16 protein-coding genes are annotated in these 18135 nt (G+C 62.4%); 9 read left to right on the top strand and 7 right to left on the bottom strand.

Annotated features, from left to right (window positions below):
- Nucleotides 1-146: 146 nt before the first annotated feature.
- The 4 genes from GC1_RS15665 to GC1_RS15650 all read right to left on the bottom strand — a co-directional run bounded on the left by GC1_RS15665 (nt 147) and on the right by GC1_RS15650 (nt 7186).
- Nucleotides 147-2234, bottom strand: coding sequence for a peroxidase family protein (locus GC1_RS15665; RefSeq protein WP_019298197.1), 2088 nt, complete (start codon nt 2232-2234; stop codon nt 147-149).
- A gap of 235 nt (nt 2235-2469) precedes the next feature.
- Nucleotides 2470-4848, bottom strand: coding sequence for an ATP-binding protein (locus GC1_RS15660; protein WP_019298196.1), 2379 nt, complete (start codon nt 4846-4848; stop codon nt 2470-2472).
- Nucleotides 4849-4873: 25 nt separating this feature from the next.
- Nucleotides 4874-5875 carry a cytochrome-c peroxidase gene (locus GC1_RS15655; RefSeq protein WP_019298195.1) on the bottom strand — a complete coding sequence of 334 codons (1002 nt, stop codon included), beginning with the start codon at nt 5873-5875 and terminating at the stop codon, nt 4874-4876.
- A gap of 78 nt (nt 5876-5953) precedes the next feature.
- Nucleotides 5954-7186, bottom strand: coding sequence for an NnrS family protein (locus GC1_RS15650; protein WP_019298194.1), 1233 nt, complete (start codon nt 7184-7186; stop codon nt 5954-5956).
- Nucleotides 7187-7427: 241 nt separating this feature from the next.
- Here GC1_RS15650 and GC1_RS15645 point away from each other — a divergent pair, with 241 nt between their 5' ends.
- The gene (locus GC1_RS15645) at nt 7428-8123 is read left to right on the top strand and encodes a Crp/Fnr family transcriptional regulator (RefSeq protein WP_019298193.1); all 696 of its coding nucleotides are present in this window, start codon (nt 7428-7430) and stop codon (nt 8121-8123) included.
- A 30-nt stretch (nt 8124-8153) separates the two neighbouring features.
- Here GC1_RS15645 and GC1_RS15640 read toward each other — a convergent pair whose 3' ends face one another.
- Both GC1_RS15640 and GC1_RS15635 read right to left on the bottom strand, forming a co-directional pair.
- Nucleotides 8154-9566 (bottom strand): methyl-accepting chemotaxis protein, encoded by a 1413-nt coding sequence (locus tag GC1_RS15640; RefSeq protein ID WP_036762663.1) that lies wholly within the window; start codon nt 9564-9566, stop codon nt 8154-8156.
- A gap of 241 nt (nt 9567-9807) precedes the next feature.
- Nucleotides 9808-10017: a hypothetical protein gene (locus GC1_RS15635; RefSeq protein ID WP_019298191.1), complete on the bottom strand. Its 210-nt coding sequence runs from the start codon at nt 10015-10017 to the stop codon at nt 9808-9810.
- Nucleotides 10018-10141: 124 nt separating this feature from the next.
- Here GC1_RS15635 and GC1_RS15630 point away from each other — a divergent pair, with 124 nt between their 5' ends.
- Genes GC1_RS15630 through GC1_RS15610 form a run of 6 tightly spaced genes read left to right on the top strand, consistent with a single transcriptional unit; the run spans nt 10142 to nt 15030 of the window.
- On the top strand, nt 10142-10594 hold the full coding sequence (locus tag GC1_RS15630; protein WP_019298190.1) for a c-type cytochrome: 453 nt from the start codon (nt 10142-10144) through the stop codon (nt 10592-10594).
- 13 nt (nt 10595-10607) lie between these two features.
- Nucleotides 10608-11951, top strand: coding sequence for a cbb3-type cytochrome c oxidase subunit I (locus GC1_RS15625; RefSeq protein ID WP_019298189.1), 1344 nt, complete (start codon nt 10608-10610; stop codon nt 11949-11951).
- 3 nt (nt 11952-11954) lie between these two features.
- Nucleotides 11955-12749 (top strand): CbbQ/NirQ/NorQ/GpvN family protein, encoded by a 795-nt coding sequence (locus GC1_RS15620; protein WP_019298188.1) that lies wholly within the window; start codon nt 11955-11957, stop codon nt 12747-12749.
- Nucleotides 12750-12753: 4 nt separating this feature from the next.
- Nucleotides 12754-14634, top strand: coding sequence for a nitric oxide reductase activation protein NorD (locus tag GC1_RS15615; RefSeq protein WP_019298187.1), 1881 nt, complete (start codon nt 12754-12756; stop codon nt 14632-14634).
- Nucleotide 14635: 1 nt separating this feature from the next.
- The gene (locus GC1_RS22725; protein WP_019298186.1) at nt 14636-14809 is read left to right on the top strand and encodes a hypothetical protein; all 174 of its coding nucleotides are present in this window, start codon (nt 14636-14638) and stop codon (nt 14807-14809) included.
- The gene (locus GC1_RS15610) at nt 14806-15030 is read left to right on the top strand and encodes a hypothetical protein (RefSeq protein WP_019298185.1); all 225 of its coding nucleotides are present in this window, start codon (nt 14806-14808) and stop codon (nt 15028-15030) included. The genes GC1_RS22725 and GC1_RS15610 overlap by 4 nt, the downstream gene beginning before the upstream one ends.
- A 117-nt stretch (nt 15031-15147) precedes the next feature.
- Here the strand turns inward: GC1_RS15610 and GC1_RS15605 are convergent, their stop codons facing one another.
- Nucleotides 15148-15396 (bottom strand): calcium-binding protein, encoded by a 249-nt coding sequence (locus tag GC1_RS15605; protein ID WP_019298184.1) that lies wholly within the window; start codon nt 15394-15396, stop codon nt 15148-15150.
- Between the two features lie 321 nt (nt 15397-15717).
- On the opposite strand from GC1_RS15605, the gene GC1_RS15600 reads away from it, so the two are divergent.
- Nucleotides 15718-16848 (top strand): GNAT family N-acetyltransferase, encoded by a 1131-nt coding sequence (locus GC1_RS15600; protein ID WP_019298183.1) that lies wholly within the window; start codon nt 15718-15720, stop codon nt 16846-16848.
- 27 nt (nt 16849-16875) lie between these two features.
- Nucleotides 16876-18105, top strand: coding sequence for a polysaccharide biosynthesis/export family protein (locus GC1_RS15595; protein ID WP_019298182.1), 1230 nt, complete (start codon nt 16876-16878; stop codon nt 18103-18105).
- Nucleotides 18106-18135 lie beyond the last annotated feature (30 nt).

Raw genomic sequence — 18135 nt, 5'->3', positions numbered from 1 at the left:
CTTTCGATTGCGTCAGCGTTTTGGGGAGTTACGACATCCGGCCGGAGCGCCGGCCGGGAAGTTTCCGATTGGCGTCATCATGTGCCTGATAAGGCGAGGGGCCTGAACCGGCCGCTCGCCCATTGGGGATTATCTGTCCTACAGGCTCAGAACAGGCTGAAGCCGGAGTTCTGCCAGTCTTGCAGGCTGATGCCCTCCAGGACCACAGACCAGTTGCCGCCATCGGAAACCTCAAGATCGTCTCCCAGGTCCGTGATCTGCAGCGCATTGCGTGTCGGGCCTTCAGCTTTGATGAAGTCCTTGCCAAGTTCGAAGTCCGTGATGGTGTCCTCACCGGTGTGGGATGTCTTGAACAGGAATACGTCGGCACCGGTGCCGCCCGTGAGCAGGTCATCGCCCTCACCGCCAACCAGCACGTCATTGTGGCGGCCGCCGTCCAGGGTGTCATTCCCCTTGTTGCCGCGCAGAAGATCGTGGCCGTTGCCGCCTTCAAGCTCGTCATTGCCGCTGCCGCCACTGAGCGTATCCTTATGGGAGCCGCCAAAGATGAAATCGTCACCAGAGCCGCCCAGAAGCAGGTCCAGGCCGCCGCCGCCATCCAGGCAGTCGTCGCCCTTGTTGCCGATCAGCGTGTCGTTGCCGCCGCCGCCTTGCAGGTCATCATCTCCGGCGCGCCCCTTCAGGAAATCTGAGCCGATGCGACCGTGCATGAAGTCGCGCCCGCTGGTGCCGAACAGGTCGTCATCGCCCTTGGTGCCGATGATGCGCTCCATCGCGGCAAAAACGTCCTTTTGCAGCAGTTGGACATCAGTGTTGCGCACGATGACGTCCGATAGGCTGGTGTCCCAGAGATCTGCGAGCTCACGCTTTGGAATGCCATCGCGCCCTTCGCTCCAGTAAGGATCGCCGTCACGCAACCGGGTGAATTGATCAATCATCACAATTGTGAAGGTTTCACCCAACAGGCCCTTACCGTGGGGATCTTCGGCCAGGCCGCCAATCCAGGCGTCCAGCAGGTCGGTATCGCCATAGGCCTCCTTGAGCTTTGCTGCCAGCGTTGTGTCTGAGGTGATGTCAGAGAATTTTTCGGCCCGCGACAGGCCCAGGGCCTCGCGCAGGTCGTTGTAGCTGGCGACACCCATGTCGCGGCCACGCTGGATGTTCAGAGCTGCCAGGTCAAGACCGCCGGCGCCCGGCGGCCCGAACAGGAAGGAACGCACGTCCTCAACCACCTTGGTGTCGATGGCCTCCGAGGTTTGAGTGGCCGCGCCGCGCAGCACGTTTTCGATCATGTTTTTCTGGCTGACCAGATGCGGCTGGAAAAACGCATCGCGCAGAGCCAGCGGATCCAGCTCTTTGCCGCTCTCGGTGACCCGCTGCAGATTGGAGGACAGCAGAGTGTGCCCCAAACGGTAAACAGCGGTAGAAAACTCGATCGCAATCCCCGGGTTCACGTCCTTGTCATAACCTTGGTAGTCGTCGAAGGCATCCTTGCCGATCAGAATGGGCAGGAATTCCTTGAAGGTGATGGATTGCACCAGAGCCTCCACCCGGGCGCGGGCGGCTTCGAAAAGGTCATCATCCGACAGCATCGGGTCTTTTGCTGCCAGTTCGTCGACCAGCCTGTTATGCTCGCGCGTGAACAGGGTGTGCATCGATGTCAAGGCGACATTTTCGGCCGCACGGACATCGCCGGTTAAAAAGCCGTCGCCGTCACGGTGCAGAAGATCATCCTTGGTCATTTTCAGTTTGCCGCCGGCATCGCGCATTGCGCTGACCATCTCTACGGTCGATCCATAGATCATCGAGGCGTCGATATAGGCGGTGATCTCGTTGTGATAGCCGTCGTGATGGTGCTCGACCCGGGTAAAGGGAATGATGGCCTGGCCGGTGCCGAACGGGTCAAAAAACGGATCGCCTGCCGGTACTTCAATATGTGCGGTGATCTCGCTTTCCGCACCGGAGAGTGACAGGTCGTGGTCCAGGAACTGGCCCCAGATCCACAGGAAATCAGAGGCGCCGCCGGCAGTGTGCGTGGTGCCGTGCTGCTGTGACAGAATGTTCGAAACTTCGCGCGGGTTGGGCCGGTCTTCACCGGCCATCTCGCCGTTTGGTCCCAGGCCGCTGGGTGCCATATGCATCAGCGCCGTGTTCGTGGCGCCCCAGTCAGGATGGTCAGGATTTGCGGAAGTGCCATCGGCGGGGCGCGCGGCCCCAATCTTCAAATTGGACATGTGATCCCCCAATCACTCGTTACTTTCACTAGAAACGCCGCCGCGCCATGCACACTCCCCAGCGCGCAGCGGCGGCTTATCACCTGCCGGCTCCAAGCGAAAAAACACTGCTGGAGCACAGGATCACCTTTCAGTTTATCATATTTTTGTGACTGATTGTGAGTTTTCGTGATGTATTTTTTTTGGCTTAAATAACAGCCTGATAATCAGTTGAGTTGTGCGTGCCGCGCCGGATTCAGGCCTGTTTGGCCTGGGTTTCTGGCTGTTCTTCGGCCGGTTTTTGCGTCCATTTGGCAATCTGGTCCAGCAGTTCCTTCTTGCGCACGGGCTTGGACAGGAACCCAACCATTCCGGCCGCGCGGCAGGCGGCTTCATCGGTGCTCAGGACATTGGCGGTAAGCGCCACAATCGGGCAAGGGCTGCGCCCGTTTTCCCGCTCCCAGTCCCGCAGGCGCCGGGTTGCCTCCAGCCCGTCCATGACCGGCATCGACATGTCCATCAGCACCAGGTCGAAGTTCTGAGCGGCATAGGTATCAACGGCCTCTTGACCGTTACTGCAAATGGTAAGCTGAATGCCGGTCGGGGCAAGCATCTTCTTCAGCACCAACTGGTTGGTGCGGTTGTCCTCTGCCGCCAGGACCCGGAGGCCGCTGAACTGGCCAGCTGAGTGCCCGGACCCTGTCTGGCGGGTGGCGGCGGCCTGAACTGGCCCTGTGTTCAGCGCCTTCTGCAGTGTCCGGAGAAGAAGCCTGCCGCGAGCGGGCTTCATCAGAATATGCACGGTCTTGCAGCTTTGCAGTGCCTGGTAGTCGGCAAGCAGCTGGCCGCCAGTACAGTAGACAAGGGGCAGCTCCCGGCAGCCAGGCAGCGCATGCAGATCCTGGCACAGGGACCTGGCCTGCGCCAGCGGCAGGCTGTTTTCCACCAGCACGAGGTCGGGCAGGGGGGCGCTAGCGGCCGGGGTTTGCAGCTGTGCCATCAGTTCCGGGAGCCCGGTCGGAGCACTCGCCGCGGCTCCCCAGTATTCCAACTGGCGCAGGCGCACCTCGCGGGAGAATGCCAGATCGGCAATGACCGCCACATTCTTGCCTGCAAGCGGGCGTGAAGGGTGCGGGATTGGGGCCGCCACAGGCAGCGTCAGGCAGACGGTGAAACAGGAGCCTTCACCGGACACCGAAACCACATCAATCCTGCCGCCCATTGCTTGGGCCAGCCGCGACGAGATCGCCAGTCCCAGGCCGGTGCCTTCGAACCGCCGGGCTGTGGTGCTCTCGACTTGCTCGAATGCGTGGAATATCTGCCCAATGCTGTCTTCGGGGATGCCAACGCCGGTGTCGCGCACATCAATGCACAGCGGAATTTTGTGGCTGGCGTCGTAGTTGAGGGTGATGCTGATGTGGCCCTCAAGCGTGAACTTTACGGCATTGCCGACCAGGTTCATCAGGATCTGCCGCACACGGCCGCTGTCACCCGAAAAGACCGCCGGGGTGCCTTCCGGAATGTCGATGCAGATTTCCACCCCCTTGGCCGTAGCGCTGGGGGACATCAGTGCAGCAACATCATAGATCACGTCGCGCAGGTTGAAGGGCTGCTCCAGCATCTGCGTCTTGCCAGCTTCCAGCTTGGAAAAGTCGAGGATGTCGTTGACGATGCGCAGCAATGCCTCGGAGGAGGCCAGGATAGTGCTTGTGCAGGATTGCTGCTCTGGCGTCAGGCTGGTTTCACTTAGAACCTCGGCCATCCCAAGCACGCCGTTGATGGGGGTGCGAATTTCATGGCTCATGGTGGCGAGGAAACGAGACTTGGTCTCCGTCGCGGCTTCTGCACGGGCTTTTTCCTGCAGCAGCCGGTCGGCAATCCGCTTCTTTTCCTCCAAGCTGGTTTCCAAGGTGTCGAGTGCCCTGAACACCGCGGCAATCTCATTGTCGCTTTCCGGCGCCGCGGGCTGTTCCCGGGTGGCGAGCCGCCGCAATTTCTGGGCGGCAAGCTGCATTGCCGCGGAAAAGCCGCGCGCCTTGCGCATGGCAAACATCAGGGCTGCGGCCATCAGGAGGGTGGTTCCGGTCAATCCCAGCACTAGAATCCGGGTGAGCGCCCCGTTTGCCGCGGCAACAGCACGTTCCGCATGACCGGCGGCCTGCGCGGTGACAGTCGCGGCCTGGGCAGTAACGGCCTCGCTGCTCATGGTCAGTGCGCTAAGGGTTGGGATGTCCCGTTCTGATCTGATGCCAAGAAGGATAACTGCCTTCACGCACCAATCCGCAAAGGCGGTGTCCAGCGCCTTGACCTCTGCGCGCAATGACTCCGGCAGCGGCAGGGCCAGAAGGGCCGCCAGATCCCCGTTTATTGATTTTAGATAGGCCTGGAACTGCCGGGCCACCTCCTCCTGCGGGATCAGCCGTGTCATCGCCAGAACGTCCATGGCATATTCTTCTGCGGTGGTGATGCCGGCGCTGACGCTGCTGGCACGCCGGGTTGCCTCCAGCGAGGTCTCCAGAACGGCGTCTTTGCGGGCTGAGGCATAGATTGCCATGCCGCCAACCAGCAGCGCGGCGAACAGCGCGGCCACCGCGATGACCAGAACCGGAAGGACTATGGACCGTTTGATGTTCATGCGTGGTGTCCCTCAGCCGCACGCATCAGTTGGCCGGCAGGATTGGAGTCGGCACATTGGTCTCTGTGTCCGTCAGCGTTTCGAGGAAAGCAATGAGATCGGCTGTGTCGTCAGCAGTGAGAGTGAAGGTATCAATATCCGGAGACCGGTCCGCCGCGGCTGCTCCGCCGGAGGCATAGTGGCGGATCACCTCCTCCAGCGATGCCAGCGATCCGTCGTGCATGTAGGGCGCCCGCAGCACGATATTGCGCAGGCCCGGGGTCTTGAAGCGGAAGTTCTGGTCCGGATTGGGCGGCACCAAGCCGCCACCGCCAAGATCGCCGGATTGCAGCCCGACATCATGCAGCTGGTTGTCAGTGAACATCCAGCCTGTATGACACGAAATGCAGTTTGCCTTACCGGTAAACAGCGCAAAACCCCGTTTGGCGGCATCGGAAACCGCCGTTTCATCTCCCTCCACCCAGCGGTCAAAGTCGGCGACACCGCTGACTATGGTCCGCTGATAGGTGGCCAGCGCGGTCAGCACGGTGTCCTTGCGGATGCCGCGGCTGGGAAACAGCCGGCCGAACCAGATTCTGTAGTCATCCACTGCCGACAGACGTTTGGTAATTTCCTCGAAGGTGGCGTTCATTTCATCCGGTGCGGTGATCGGCCCGGCAGCCTGTTCTTCCAGGCTTGTTACGCGCCCGTCCCAGAAGAGCGGCGTGATCCATGCGGCATTCAGGATCGTCGGTGCGTGGCGGCGGATCGGAGTGCCGGCCGCGCCCATCGCCTTGGAGACCGGGACTTCCCAGCCGAAAGACGGGTTGTGGCAGCTGGAGCAGCTGATGTTCTGCCCGCCGGAGAGGCGCGGATCAAAGAACAGCATCTTGCCGAGTGTTGCGATCTCGCGGTTGTAAGGGGCTTCGGCTGGAAACGGAACGGTTGCCGGCCGCCGGAACGCATCGAGCCCGGCCGTTTCAGCCAGGCTCTGGACAGTCCAAAACAGCAGCGGCACTACGGCAGCGGCAGCAGCTTTCCACCGCATTCAGGACCTCCTCTTCGCGTTCCATAACCTAGTTAACCGGAATGGCATCATCTGAGAAGGCCGTTAAAATATGGTGAGCTATGCCTGTCCTGCTGCTGCCTGCTGTGCAGGTGGCTGGGCGGGTTTCCCGGAGACCTTCTTGGGGCCGATCCGCCGGGTGACCAACCAGGGGCCGGCCTTCAACACCATTAGCGCGAACCCTGCGGTCCACAGGCCAGCCGAGACGGTGATACCGTCCAGACCTGCAACCAGGCTCGTGCCGCCTGCAACACGTGCGGCAACGGCGCCCAGCAGCAGCATGAAGGCAAGGGTCAGCGCAGGGCCTGCCTCCAGCGGGCGGCCGCTGTGGCCCATGGTGGCGCGCATCATCACCGCCAGTGTCATGCCGCCAATTGCACCGATACCCAGGACATGTACCGCGGCAGGAGGCTCCATCAGGCCGAAGGGCACGCCGCCTGCTGCAATCAGCCCGGCAGGCACCATCGCATAGGCCAAGTGCAGCATCAGTAAAAGCGGATCCGGCAGGGTGGCCAGGCTGCGCCAGCGCGCCAGCCGTACCGTGTGCAGCAGGCCCGCGGCCAGTAGCAAGACGCCGGTGGCGGCAGCCCAGGGCGCTGCCGTCCAGGCCAGCAGCGCGGCCGCGCCGAAGACCAGCGTCACCGCGTCGAACCTGCCGAATGGCACAGGCATTTTGCCAGCCCCGCGCTTGGCCAGCCAATTGCGGGTAAAGCTGGGAATGATCCTCCCGCCGATCAGCATGATCAGGAAAATCAGAACCGCGATGCCCAGACGGCGGGACAGATCCGCGGCGCCTTCAGTCATCGCCTCTATGTGGAAGCAGGCGTTGGCAATGCCGAGCAGGGTGACCGGCACCAGCACCTTGAGATTGCGCCAGTTTTCACCGGCAATGATCTCGCGTGCGATCATGGCAATCACCGCGGCCAGGAAGGCGCAGTCCACAGCCATCACCCCCAGCGCGGGCAGCCCCAGCCAGCCCGCAGCCGCCAGCCTGCCCAGCAGCCAAAGGCCGGACAGCAGTGCCAGGGGCAGCCCGCGCGCAGGCATCCGCCCGGTCCAGTTCGGCACTGCGGTAAACAGGAAACCCGCCACAACCGCGGCGCCGTACCCGAAGATCATCTCGTGAATGTGCCAGTCTGTTGGCAGCATCGCGCCGCTGTATTCCAGATCGCCGCGCCAGATCAGCAGCCAGGCGGGGATCGCCAGCACGGCAAAAACGCAGGCCCCCAGAAAGAATGGCCGGAATCCGAAGGAAAAGAGAACAGGTCCGGTATAGTTGGTTCGCGCAGCCATGACGGCCTCCTTTCGTCCGGTCAAAGACAGGCGGGCGGCACTGGTCAGGTGCCGCCCGCCGGTTCAGCGCAAGGGACGCAATCTTTCGCCGAACCCCGTGGATCAGCTCCGGCAGGCAGGGGGAGGGAGGCTCCCGCAAATCCGGTTTCCCGTTTTTTCCCGCACGGTTGTTTCCTCTGCTGCCACTATGCGATAACGGCGGAGTGACCTCTTTGTCCTTCAGCAAACTTGCGGTGCATTCTTGTCCAAGCTCGACGAAAGCCTTCTCTCCGGGCTGCCGCCCTTCAGCCTCCTGGAGCGCAGCCAGATCCGCGAAATCCTCGATCAGGCGCTGCCCAAGCGGTATGATGAGGGGGCGGAGATCTTTCATGAGGGCCATGACGCCGAGAGGTTTCACCTGCTTCTGGATGGCTACATCCGGGTGGTGAAGACCACCGAAGGCGGCGAGCAGATCATCGCGCTGCATATTTCGCCCGGCCAGCTGTTCGGCATTGCGCCGGCGTTGAACCGCGACACTTATCCGGCGACCGCGGTGGCGGCCTCGGAATCGCTGGCGCTGTCCTGGCCGGTGCGGCTGTGGGCGGAATTCACCGCCAAGTATCAAGGTTTTGCTACTGAGAGCTACAGCACCTTGGGCCAGCGGCTTGGGGAGATGCAGACGCGGATAACCGAACTGGCGACGCAAGCTGTGGAGCAGCGGGTGGCGGCGGCGCTGTTGCGAATGGTGAACCAGTCGGGCCGCAAGGTGGAGGAAGGGATCGAGATCGCCTTCCCGGTGACCCGCCGCAATATCTCCGAGATGACCGGCACCACGCTGCACACGGTGAGCCGTCTGCTGTCGGCCTGGGAGAAGGAGGGCATTGTGCACTCCACCCGCAAGCATATCGTGGTCACGGCCCCGCACAGGCTGGTGCTCCTGAGCGGGGCGCAGGGGTAGTATCTTCCGCCGTGGCAGCGAATGATGAGGTCAGAAGTTATCCCAACCCTGGGCCATCGGCAGATCTTCCTGTCCAGGCCGTGTGTCCGTGAAGGAAGCTGGCGGTGCGGATTTGCGGGCCGTTGCTGCCGGTTCCGGTCCCTCGCTGCCATCTTTGAACTTGGACACCTCCTGGGTGAGATGGCAGGCGTCATTGGTCAGCATCTGACTCGCCGCTGAGGTCTGTTCGACCATCGCCGCGTTTTGCTGGGTGACCTGATCGAGCTGCGCAACCCCCTGATTGATCTCAATCAGTGCCGTCGACTGCTCGGAAGCGCCGGTTGCGATATCCTGGATATGCTCTGAGATTGTGGCGACGCTCTTGATGATCTGCTGCAGTTCTTCGCCGGACTTGCCAACAAGATCGACGCCTGCCGCGACCTGCCGGTTGCTTTCACCGATCAGCTGCTTGATTTCGCCGGCAGCGTCCGCGGAGCGCTGGGCAAGCGCGCGGACCTCGGAAGCAACAACCGCGAACCCGCGTCCGGCTTCACCGGCCCGGGCGGCTTCAACGCCGGCGTTCAGCGCCAGAAGGTTGGTCTGGAACGCGATGTCGTCAATCACTCCAATGATTTTGGAGATCTGTTCAGAAGAATTTTCAATCTGCGCCATCGCGTCAATTGCGCTGCTCACGACCTCGCCGCTGCGTTCTGCCGATGTTTTGGCTTCTGTTACGATGCCGTCCACTTTCTGGGCGCCTTCGGCAGAAGCTTTTACAGTTGCTGACAGCTGTTCAATGGCCGCAGCCGTTTCCTCCAGGGTGGCGGCCTGGCTTTCAGTCCGCTGGGACAGGTCGCCGGCTGACTGCGAAATTTCCTGGGCGGTGCGGCCAACTGCGGAGGACACTTGCTTGACCGTCCTCACAGAAGAGCTGAGCTGCTCAAGCGAGTGATTGAACGTCTTGCCCAGGGCGCCGACATCCGGAAGGTCGGAAACCGCGACCCGGTGGGTCAGGTTGCCGCCGCTGAGTTCCTCAAGGCCTTCTCCGATCTCATCAAGCGCGCGGCGCCGCGCGGTGATGTCGGAGGCAACTTTCACCACCCTCACCACCTTGCCGTTTTCATCTTCCACCGGGGCATATGTCGCCTGGATCCAGATTGTTTCACCGGCCTTCGTCACTCGCGGAAACTGGTCCGAGAACACTTTGCCGCTGGCAAGATCCGACCAGAAGGTTTTGTAGTCATTGGATGCGACCAGTTCCGGTGCGACAAACATGGAATGGTGTTTTCCCTGGATCTCCTCCAGGCCATAACCCAATGCGCTCAGAAAGTTCTGGTTCGCGGTGATGATCGTGCCATCAGGGTGGAATTGAATGGTCGCCTGCGTGCGGTCAACCATTCCGGCGATGATGGCAGAGGTGTCGTCCTTCTCAGTCGTATTCGACTTTTTTCTTGTTAAAAACACTAGCTGTACTCCAAGGATTGCTGGGCCTCACTCCTCTGGATCACCAGTCATATCGTAAAAACAGAATAAAAAAGTTAATGCGCCGTTGGCGCTTTCTGAGCAGGACGAGACATGAGTGCTTCAAATCATTCCGGGCAATAAACCTGCCCCAATCATACGGCACCGAAAGTACAAGCTCAGGTGTAAAGACAGTCAGCAGCGGGCGGATGCTTCGCGACCTGCAATCCAGCCCCGGCTAGTCTCAAACTAACGCGGCCCCCCGCAACTCCTCCCTGAATGCCATCTCCTCCAGCCCGTATTCCTCGCAGGCATCGATCAGCGTGTGGAACGGTGCGATCGGGCAGCCGGGGCAGAGCATCTGGCGGCGCATGAACTCGCCCGCGCAGGCGGGCCAGTGGTGGAATAGTTCTGACAACGGCAAGTCGGGATCGTCGAAATCGGGGCGGCGCATGGCGTGTCCTCCTTTTCCTGCATCTTGCGTGCAGCAATGGGGCTGGTCTTTGCGCTTCGACAATATTCGCGGCGGTGCGCGGGTTTAGGCAGAACCCATCCGCAACTGTACTCAGGACCGCGATATGTCAGAGATACTTACCAAGTCGCGGGCCAGGAACGTGTTCTACGGGGGCTCCTTGTTCTTCGTTGTCGTGTTCGTGGCCATGACCGCGCACAGCCACCGCTACATCACCCAAACATCCACCGCTGGCATGGAGCTGACCGACGAGGTGCGCCAGGGCAAGCATGTGTGGGAGCGCCATTCCTGCATCAACTGCCACACGCTGCACGGCGAGGGTGCCTATTTCGCACCGGAAGTGGGCAATGTGATGACCCGCTGGGGCGTGCTGGACGACCCGGAAGGCGCCTATGAAATGCTTGATGGCTGGATGAAGTCGCAGCCCTCCGGAGTCGAGGGCCGCCGCCAGATGCCGTTCTTCGACCTGACCGAGGAAGAGACCAAGGCCTTGTCCGAATTCCTGCGCTGGGCGGATCAGACCGATACCCAGAACTGGCCGCCGAACGACGCGGGCTGAGGGGAGAGAAACAATGAAATATCAATCTCAAAAAGTGGCCTATGCCTATTTCATGGTGGCAATGGGTCTGTTCGCCATTCAGGTTCTGGGCGGTCTGCTGGCCGGCTGGATTTATGTCTGGCCCAACACGCTGAGCGAGCTTCTGCCGTTCAACATCGTGCGGATGCTGCACACCAATGCGCTGGTGGTCTGGCTTTTGCTGGGGTTCTTCGGCGCTGCTTATTACCTGATCCCCGAGGAAAGCGAGCGGGAAATCTTCTCGGTCAAGCTGGCCTATATCCAGCTGGGCATCCTTGTGGTTGGCACGCTCGGCGCGGTGGTCTCCTACCTGGCAGGCATTCACGGCGGGCGGGAGTTCCTGGAACAGCCCCTGTGGGTCAAGTTCGGCATCCTGGTTGCGGCGGTGATCTTCCTCGTGAATATCTCCCTGACCGTGCTGGCAGGCCGCAAGACCGCGATCACCAACATCCTGCTGATGGGCCTGTGGCTGCTTTCGCTCCTGTGGATCTTTGCCTTCATCAACCCGGACAACCTGTCGCTTGACAAGATGTACTGGTGGTTTGTTGTCCACCTGTGGGTGGAAGCCACCTGGGAACTGGTGATGGCCGCGATCCTTGGCTACCTGATGCTGAAGCTGACCGGTGTTGACCGCGAGGTGGTGGAGAAATGGCTCTATGTCATCGTGGCGCTGGCTCTGTTCTCCGGTATCCTTGGCACCGGCCACCACTTCTTCTGGATCGGCACCCCCGGTTACTGGCAGTGGATCGGCTCGATTTTCTCGACTCTCGAAGTGATCCCGTTCTTCGCGATGATGAGCTTTGCCTTCGTCATGGTCTGGAAAGGCCGCAAGAACCACCCGAACAAGGCGGCTCTGCTGTGGTCGCTGGGTGCATCCACCGTTGCCTTCTTCGGCGCGGGCGTCTGGGGCTTCCTGCACACGCTGCACGGGGTGAACTACTATACCCACGGCACCCAGATTACCGCCGCCCACGGGCACCTGGCCTTCTACGGCGCCTATGTGGCGATGAACCTGGCGATGTTCACCTATGCGATGCCGCAACTGCGCAACCGCGACCCCTATAACCAAGTGCTGAACATGGCCTCCTTCTGGCTGATGACCGGCGGCATGGCCTTCATGACCTTCGTGCTGACCTTTGCCGGCACCATCCAAACCCACATGCAACGCATTGTCGGTGAGTACTTCATGGACGTGCAGGACCAGCTGGGGCTGTTCTACCTGATGCGCCTCGGTTCCGGTGCTGTGGTGGTCCTGGGTGCGCTGCTGTTCATCTATGCAACTGTGGTGGTCCGCCGCGAAGTCATCAAACCCGGCCCCGCGGCCGTACCGGGAGAGTAAGCCATGAACGCAATGAACATGCCTTCCGTGCCCTTCTACCGTCCCGCAGGCGATGAATGCACCGTCTTCGAGATGGCCCAAGCCAACGGTCTGCCCCTTCTTCTGAAGGGGCCCACCGGCTGCGGCAAGACGCGGTTCGTGGAACATATGGCAGCCCGGCTCGGGCTGCCCCTCCACACCGTTGCCTGCCATGACGACCTGTCGGCTGCCGACCTGATCGGGCGCTACCTGCTGAAGGGCGGGGAAACCGTCTGGGTCGATGGTCCGCTGACCCGCGCGGTGCGCGAGGGCGGCATCTGCTACCTCGATGAGGTGGTCGAAGCCCGCAAGGACGTGGCCGTGGTCTTGCACCCGCTGACCGACGACCGCCGCCGCCTGGTCATCGACCGCACCGGCGAGGAGCTGGCGGCGCCCAAGCCCTTCATGCTGGTGGCCAGCTACAACCCTGGCTACCAGAATATCCTGAAGAAGCTGAAGCCCTCGACCCGGCAGCGCTTCCTGTCGATCGGCTTTGACTTCCCGGAAGCCTCCGCCGAAACTGCGGTCGTCGCTTCCGAGAGCGGGCTGGACGAGGACCGCTCCGCCGCGCTGGTGCGGCTGGCGGGCCATATCCGCAAGCTTTCCGGCATGGACCTGGAGGAAGGTGTTTCCACCCGTCTCTTGATCTACGCCGCCACACTGATTGCCAAAGGTATGGGTGTGGAGCGCGCGGTGGAGGCCGCCATCATCGAACCCCTCAGCGACGAGGCTGATGTGCAGCAGGCGCTGCGCGACCTTGCCGCCAGCGTCTACGGGTGATGCCATGATCCACGCTCTCGACCTTCTGGAACCCGAAGAAACGGTTGGCAACCTGTGGCACGGCATGGCCACACGGATCGGCGCCGCAGAAGATGGGACCGAACACACCGTCCGGTTCGAGGACATGCGCGCCAGCGTGGCGGCCTTGTTCCGGGCGCTGGGCGGGGCCGGGGGCGTGGAGATTCAGGTGGCGCCCGCGGTGCTGTCGGATCACCGTCCGGACCGGCTGCGCCGCATCGGCACCCCGCGCGAGATGGCGCATATGGCCAGTTTCGATGGCGAACGCCTGCGCCTGCCGCCGGAGATGGCTGTTTTTCCCAGCCTGGAATTGAACCGCAAGGCCTATCTGTGGCTGGCTGCAATGGCCGCCTCGATCGAATTGCCTGAGCGCAACGAAGACCGGTATCAGGCCGATCAGCTGGAGATCGCTGCCAATGCCCGCGCCGCGGACAAGGTGTTCGCTGCCTGTCCAGGGCTGCGGTCTGCTTACGGAGCCTTCTGCGCTCATGTTGCTGAGACCCGCAAACGCAACGGCCTGCCGCGGTTCGAGGCACGGATCGAGCGGATGGTGCTGGATCAAATCGGCTCTGATTGCCGCATTGCCGAACCCTGCGCCTGCACCGCGCCGCGCGGCTACCGCACCTATCAGCCGGTGCCGTTCTGGCTGCGTCTGCCTGTGCCGCAGGCGGGCAGGGGCGCGGCCCCCGCAGCGGAAGAGGAAATGAAAACCCCAGGCCTTGCCGTCTCCACCCGCAAGACGGCCAAGCGCCAGGATCAGGACCAGACCACCCGCAAGGACAGTTTCATCGTTCACCGGTTCGAATCCATCCTGTCCTGGGCCGAAAGCCTGAACATCAACCGTATGGTCGATGACGACGACAACGAGAACGCCCAGAAAGCGGCAGAGGATCAGGACAACCTCACCCTCTCGCAGCACATGAAACGTGCGGCTTCGCGGCTGCGGATCTCGCTGGACCTGTCGCCGCAGGATGCCGAGCATGAACGGCTGGCGGGGCAGTTCACCTATCCGGAATGGAACCACCGGCTGGGCAAGCACATGCCCGCCCATACTTGCGTGCTGGAGGCCGAGGGCAACCCCGCAGACAGCTTCCAGCCCGATCCGCGGCTGGTTAGCCGCGTGCGCCGCCAGTTTGCGCCGCTGCACCCGCGCCGGGTGATGTTGCCGCGGCAGCTGGACGGTGACGAGCTGGACCTGGAAGCGGTGGTCAAATCCCATGTCGATCTGGCCTGCGGCCAGCAAGGCAGCGACCGCGTCTGGCAGGCCAGCCGCCCGATGGCCCGCGACCTGAGCGTGGCGGTGCTGATGGACTGCTCCCGCTCTACCGAGGCGACGGTCGGCGACCGCCCGGTGATCGAAACTGCCCGCGAGTCGCTTGCGGCTCTGGCCAGCGGCATCGCCACCGCGGGCGACCGGCTGGGCATCTGGGGGTTCTCCTCCCTGCGCCGCGACCGGGTGTTCCTGACCCGCGCCAAAGGGTTCGAAGACGTGATGTCAGAAGCGGTCACCGCCCGCATCGGCGGCTTCAAGCCCGGCCACTACACAAGGCTCGGCGCAGCAATCCGCCATTCCTCTGCCCAACTGGCAGAGGAAGGGTCCGAACGCCGCCTGCTCTTGGTGCTGACCGATGGAAAGCCAAACGATCTGGACCACTACGAAGGCGTGCATGGCATCGAGGACAGCCGCATGGCGGTGCGAGAGGCGCGCGCCCTGGGCCAATCGGTGCATGGCGTTGTGATCGACGCCGACGGGCAGGACTGGTTTGCCCGCATCTTCGGGCGCGCCGGGTTCACCCTGCTGCCTGACCCTGACCGGCTGCCGCGCGCGCTGCCGGAAATCTATCAATCCCTGACCATGGAGCACTGAGATGAAACGTATCCTCGCTCTGGCCTTGCTGGCCCCGTCCAGCGTATTTGCCACCAGTTTTGAACGGCCGATCCCGCAGCCGCAGACCGAAACAGCGGAGTTCTGGTTTCTGATGGGTTCCATCGCGCTGATCGTCAGCTTGGGGTTCGTCCAATACCTGGTGAGCCGGCGATGACACCGCGGCCCTCCTGGCGGTTGCTGGCAGCGCTTTACCCATTCGGGGCGGGGGCGGCGGCCGTCAACATCTTCTTTGCATCGCTGATTGCCAGCTGGATCGGCTGGCAGGTGCTGACCCCGTATGAGTCAGTGGCTTGGGGACTGCTGCTCGGCTTGCCGGCAACTTACATTTTTGCCCGCCATATCGAGCGGCTGAAGCGGCAGGCCGACGGCAGCTAATCCTTCATGGACGCGTAAAAAGGCCCTGCCGAGCAGGGCCTTGCACCATTTAACATCAGGGGGAACCGCAAGTGGCAAGGCGGCTGGTTTTGAGGGGGGAGCCGCCTTGCCGCGGGGTCAGCCAGCCGCTGCCAGCAGGCCGGCCTCCTCCGCTGCCTTCACCTCAGCCAGATCCGCCTCGCCGTCGGCATTGGCGTCGATGGTCGCAAAGGTTTCCTCTGTCAGGTCGGGAAACGCCGCCTGCAGCTCTTCCAGCGAATAGGTGCCATTGCCGTCGGTATCGGCCTCAGTGATGGAATCCATCGCCGCCAGCGGCGAAGCGGCCAAAGCAGCAAGGGCGGTGGCGGTCAGTGCGAGTTTTTTCATGTGAGACACTCCAACTAATTGTATTGATCTTCCTGAGGCCACGGAATTCCGCGTGCCATGGGCAAGTGCTAGGCCGATGCAGAGCCTGCTTCTATCCTCTCGGTGTAAGATGGCCGTTTCCGGCACCTGTATGCCGGAACTGCCTGATCCGCCCGGCGCTTTGCCGCCCCGGGAACCTCCTGATCCTTTCTCCGCCTAACGCGCTGGCCGTTTCTTGCGGTTATCTGCCAGTTCCAACGGCTGCCGCTATTTCACAAGCCTGCGTGGACAAGCACCGAATGCCATCTAGGTTGCATAGAAGTGTTCTGACGGGCGGGTATTTTGGCTTCAAAGACGGAAATCATAACGGATATTGGTGCACTGGCCGCGCTGCAGCCTGCCTGGGCGGAGCTGCATGCCGCGTCAGACGGCGGTCCGTTTTCGTCAATGGACTGGATTTTGTCCTGGGCCGGGGCCTTTGGCGAGGGGGCGGCACCGCGGATTGGCTGTGTCTGGCGTGATGGCCAGCTGACAGCGGCACTGCCTATGGGCGTGAAACGCGTGCCGCTGTGGCAAGGCGGGCCGCAGGTGCGCAAGCTGATGATGCTGTGCAGCGACCGGGCAGGGTTTCACGACATTCTGGCCGCACCTGGGCAGGAGGCGGATGCTGGTGCGCTTCTGGAGGAAATGCTGGCGGCAAAGGGGTGTGATTTCGCGGATCTGACACCTGTGCGGACAACACCGGCGCTCAGCCGGTTCAGCGAAGCATCTGGCAAGGGCGGTCTGCGCCGCCGTCAGCGTCAAGAGATCCGGGCGGCTGTCTGCCGCCATGATGACGGCCTGGATGCTTGTCTGGCCCGGCGCAGCAGGAAGTTCCGCAGTTCGCTGCGCGCAGGCCACAGGGCGCTGAATCTGCGGGAACATGAGATGCTGACTGCTGACAGTCCTGGCGACGCTTCCGACCGCATTCTGGATGCTGCACTGAGCCTGTCAGCACGGACCTGGAAAGCCCGGCTCGGCACCGACATCGGCTCCAGCAGGCGCACCCGTGACTTCTTTCAGGAACTTTGGCGGCGGATGTCAGCCAGCGGCACCATGGCTGTGCACCTTCTGACCATCGAGGGCCGTCCGGCCGCCAGCAGCCTGTGTGTGGAGGCTGGTGGCACCTCCTACGGGCTGATCCTGGATTTCGACGAGTCATACAGCAAGATTTCACCCGGACGGATCATGGCCTGGAGGGGGGTCGAGGCTGCTATCGCGCGAGGCTGCAAAAGCTCGAACACGCTGCGCTCAACACCGTTCCTCGACCGTCTGGCGGATGAATTTGAAACCTTCCACCGGCTGCGCGTCTGCCGCCGGTACGGCGTGGCTGACCTGATGCTGACAGCCCAGGATCTTCTGCGCCCGGTTGGAAAAAAAGCGCGCAAGATGAAGCAGCTGCGTACCCGAAAGCGGTCCGCCTTCGTGGGCTGACCAAACTGGTAAAAGGAGGGACCGCATATGGCCCGCCGCACATTCATCACAAGACTGCAGGCCCGCTTGGCGGGGGCAGTCCTATTGGTCTGTCTGGCCGCCATTACCGCAGCTGCGCAAACGCCGGTGCTGGGGCCGGGGGACGAGGTAAATATCTCCGTTCTGAACCGCGAAGACCTCACCCGGGACTACAGGGTCCGCCCCGACGGCAGGCTGTCCCTGCATGTGGTCGGCGAAGTGCCCGCAGCGGGGCAAACACCGGCCGCACTGGAAGCCAGCCTGGAAGCGCTGCTGAGCGAGCGTACCGGCCTGCCGGCCTCAGTTGCCGTCAGCGTGAGCCGCTGGCGCCCGGTTTATGCCCTTGGCGATGTCGTGACACCCGGCGAAGTTGCTTACCGCGAGGGCCTTACGGTCGGGCGCATTCTAGCAGTGTCCGGGGGGTTATTTCCGCGCGAAAGCGAAGCGGCCTCCAGCCAGCTGGATATCCGGATCGCCGATGAACGCTCCAAGATAGCCGTGCGCCAATCCGCCATGGTGGACCTGCATGCGCAGCGGTTGCGGCTGCTGGCCGAAAGCTCTGGTGTGGTGTCCCTGGAGCCGGACGCCGCCTTCTCTGCCCTGGCCGGGCCAGAAGCGGATTCTCTGATTGCTGAGCAGATTGCGATCCTGCGGGCCCGGGCGGAACGCGACCAGGTGCGGGCGGCTTCTGTCCAGATCCAGGCGGACCTGGCCGCCCAGGAAGCGAGCGCCTTGTCCAGCCAGCAGACGATCCTGCGCGAGCAGATTGAAGCCAGTGCCAAAGCCCTGAAAGATCTGGAAAGCCTGCTTGACCGCGGGTTGACCAGCACCGAGCGGGTGCGCCAGCTGCGGTCAATCTACAACGACGAGAACATCGAGCTGATGCTCTCGGCCAGTTATGAGGCCCGCGCACGGCAGACGGAAATTAACCTGCTTTCCTCGGTCGAGGATGCCCGCCGGGTGCGGGCGCAGCAAATCACCGCAGAGCTGGCAACGATCATGGCGTCCATCCGAAATGAAGAAGCGGAGGTCACCGCCTCGCGCGAGCTGATCCGGGCGCTGTCTGCGGCGCTGGGGCAAGTGCCCGCCACCGGACCGCTGCTGCCGCCGGAATACCGCATTCGCCGAAACACCGGGCAGGGCGAGCAGGTTCTGCCAGCCGCATTGAACACTCAGGTCCTGCCAGGCGACCTGGTGGAGGTGCGCCGCGGCGGGTTTGCAGAGCTGGAGCCAGGCTGAAGCTGCGAGTGCGGAAGCGCTGTTCCCGCA

Origin of the sequence: Leisingera sp. ANG1 (assembly GCF_000203975.2) — a bacterium.
Classification (GTDB): Bacteria; Pseudomonadota; Alphaproteobacteria; order Rhodobacterales; family Rhodobacteraceae; genus Leisingera.
This window is presented reverse-complemented; position numbering and strand designations above follow the sequence as displayed.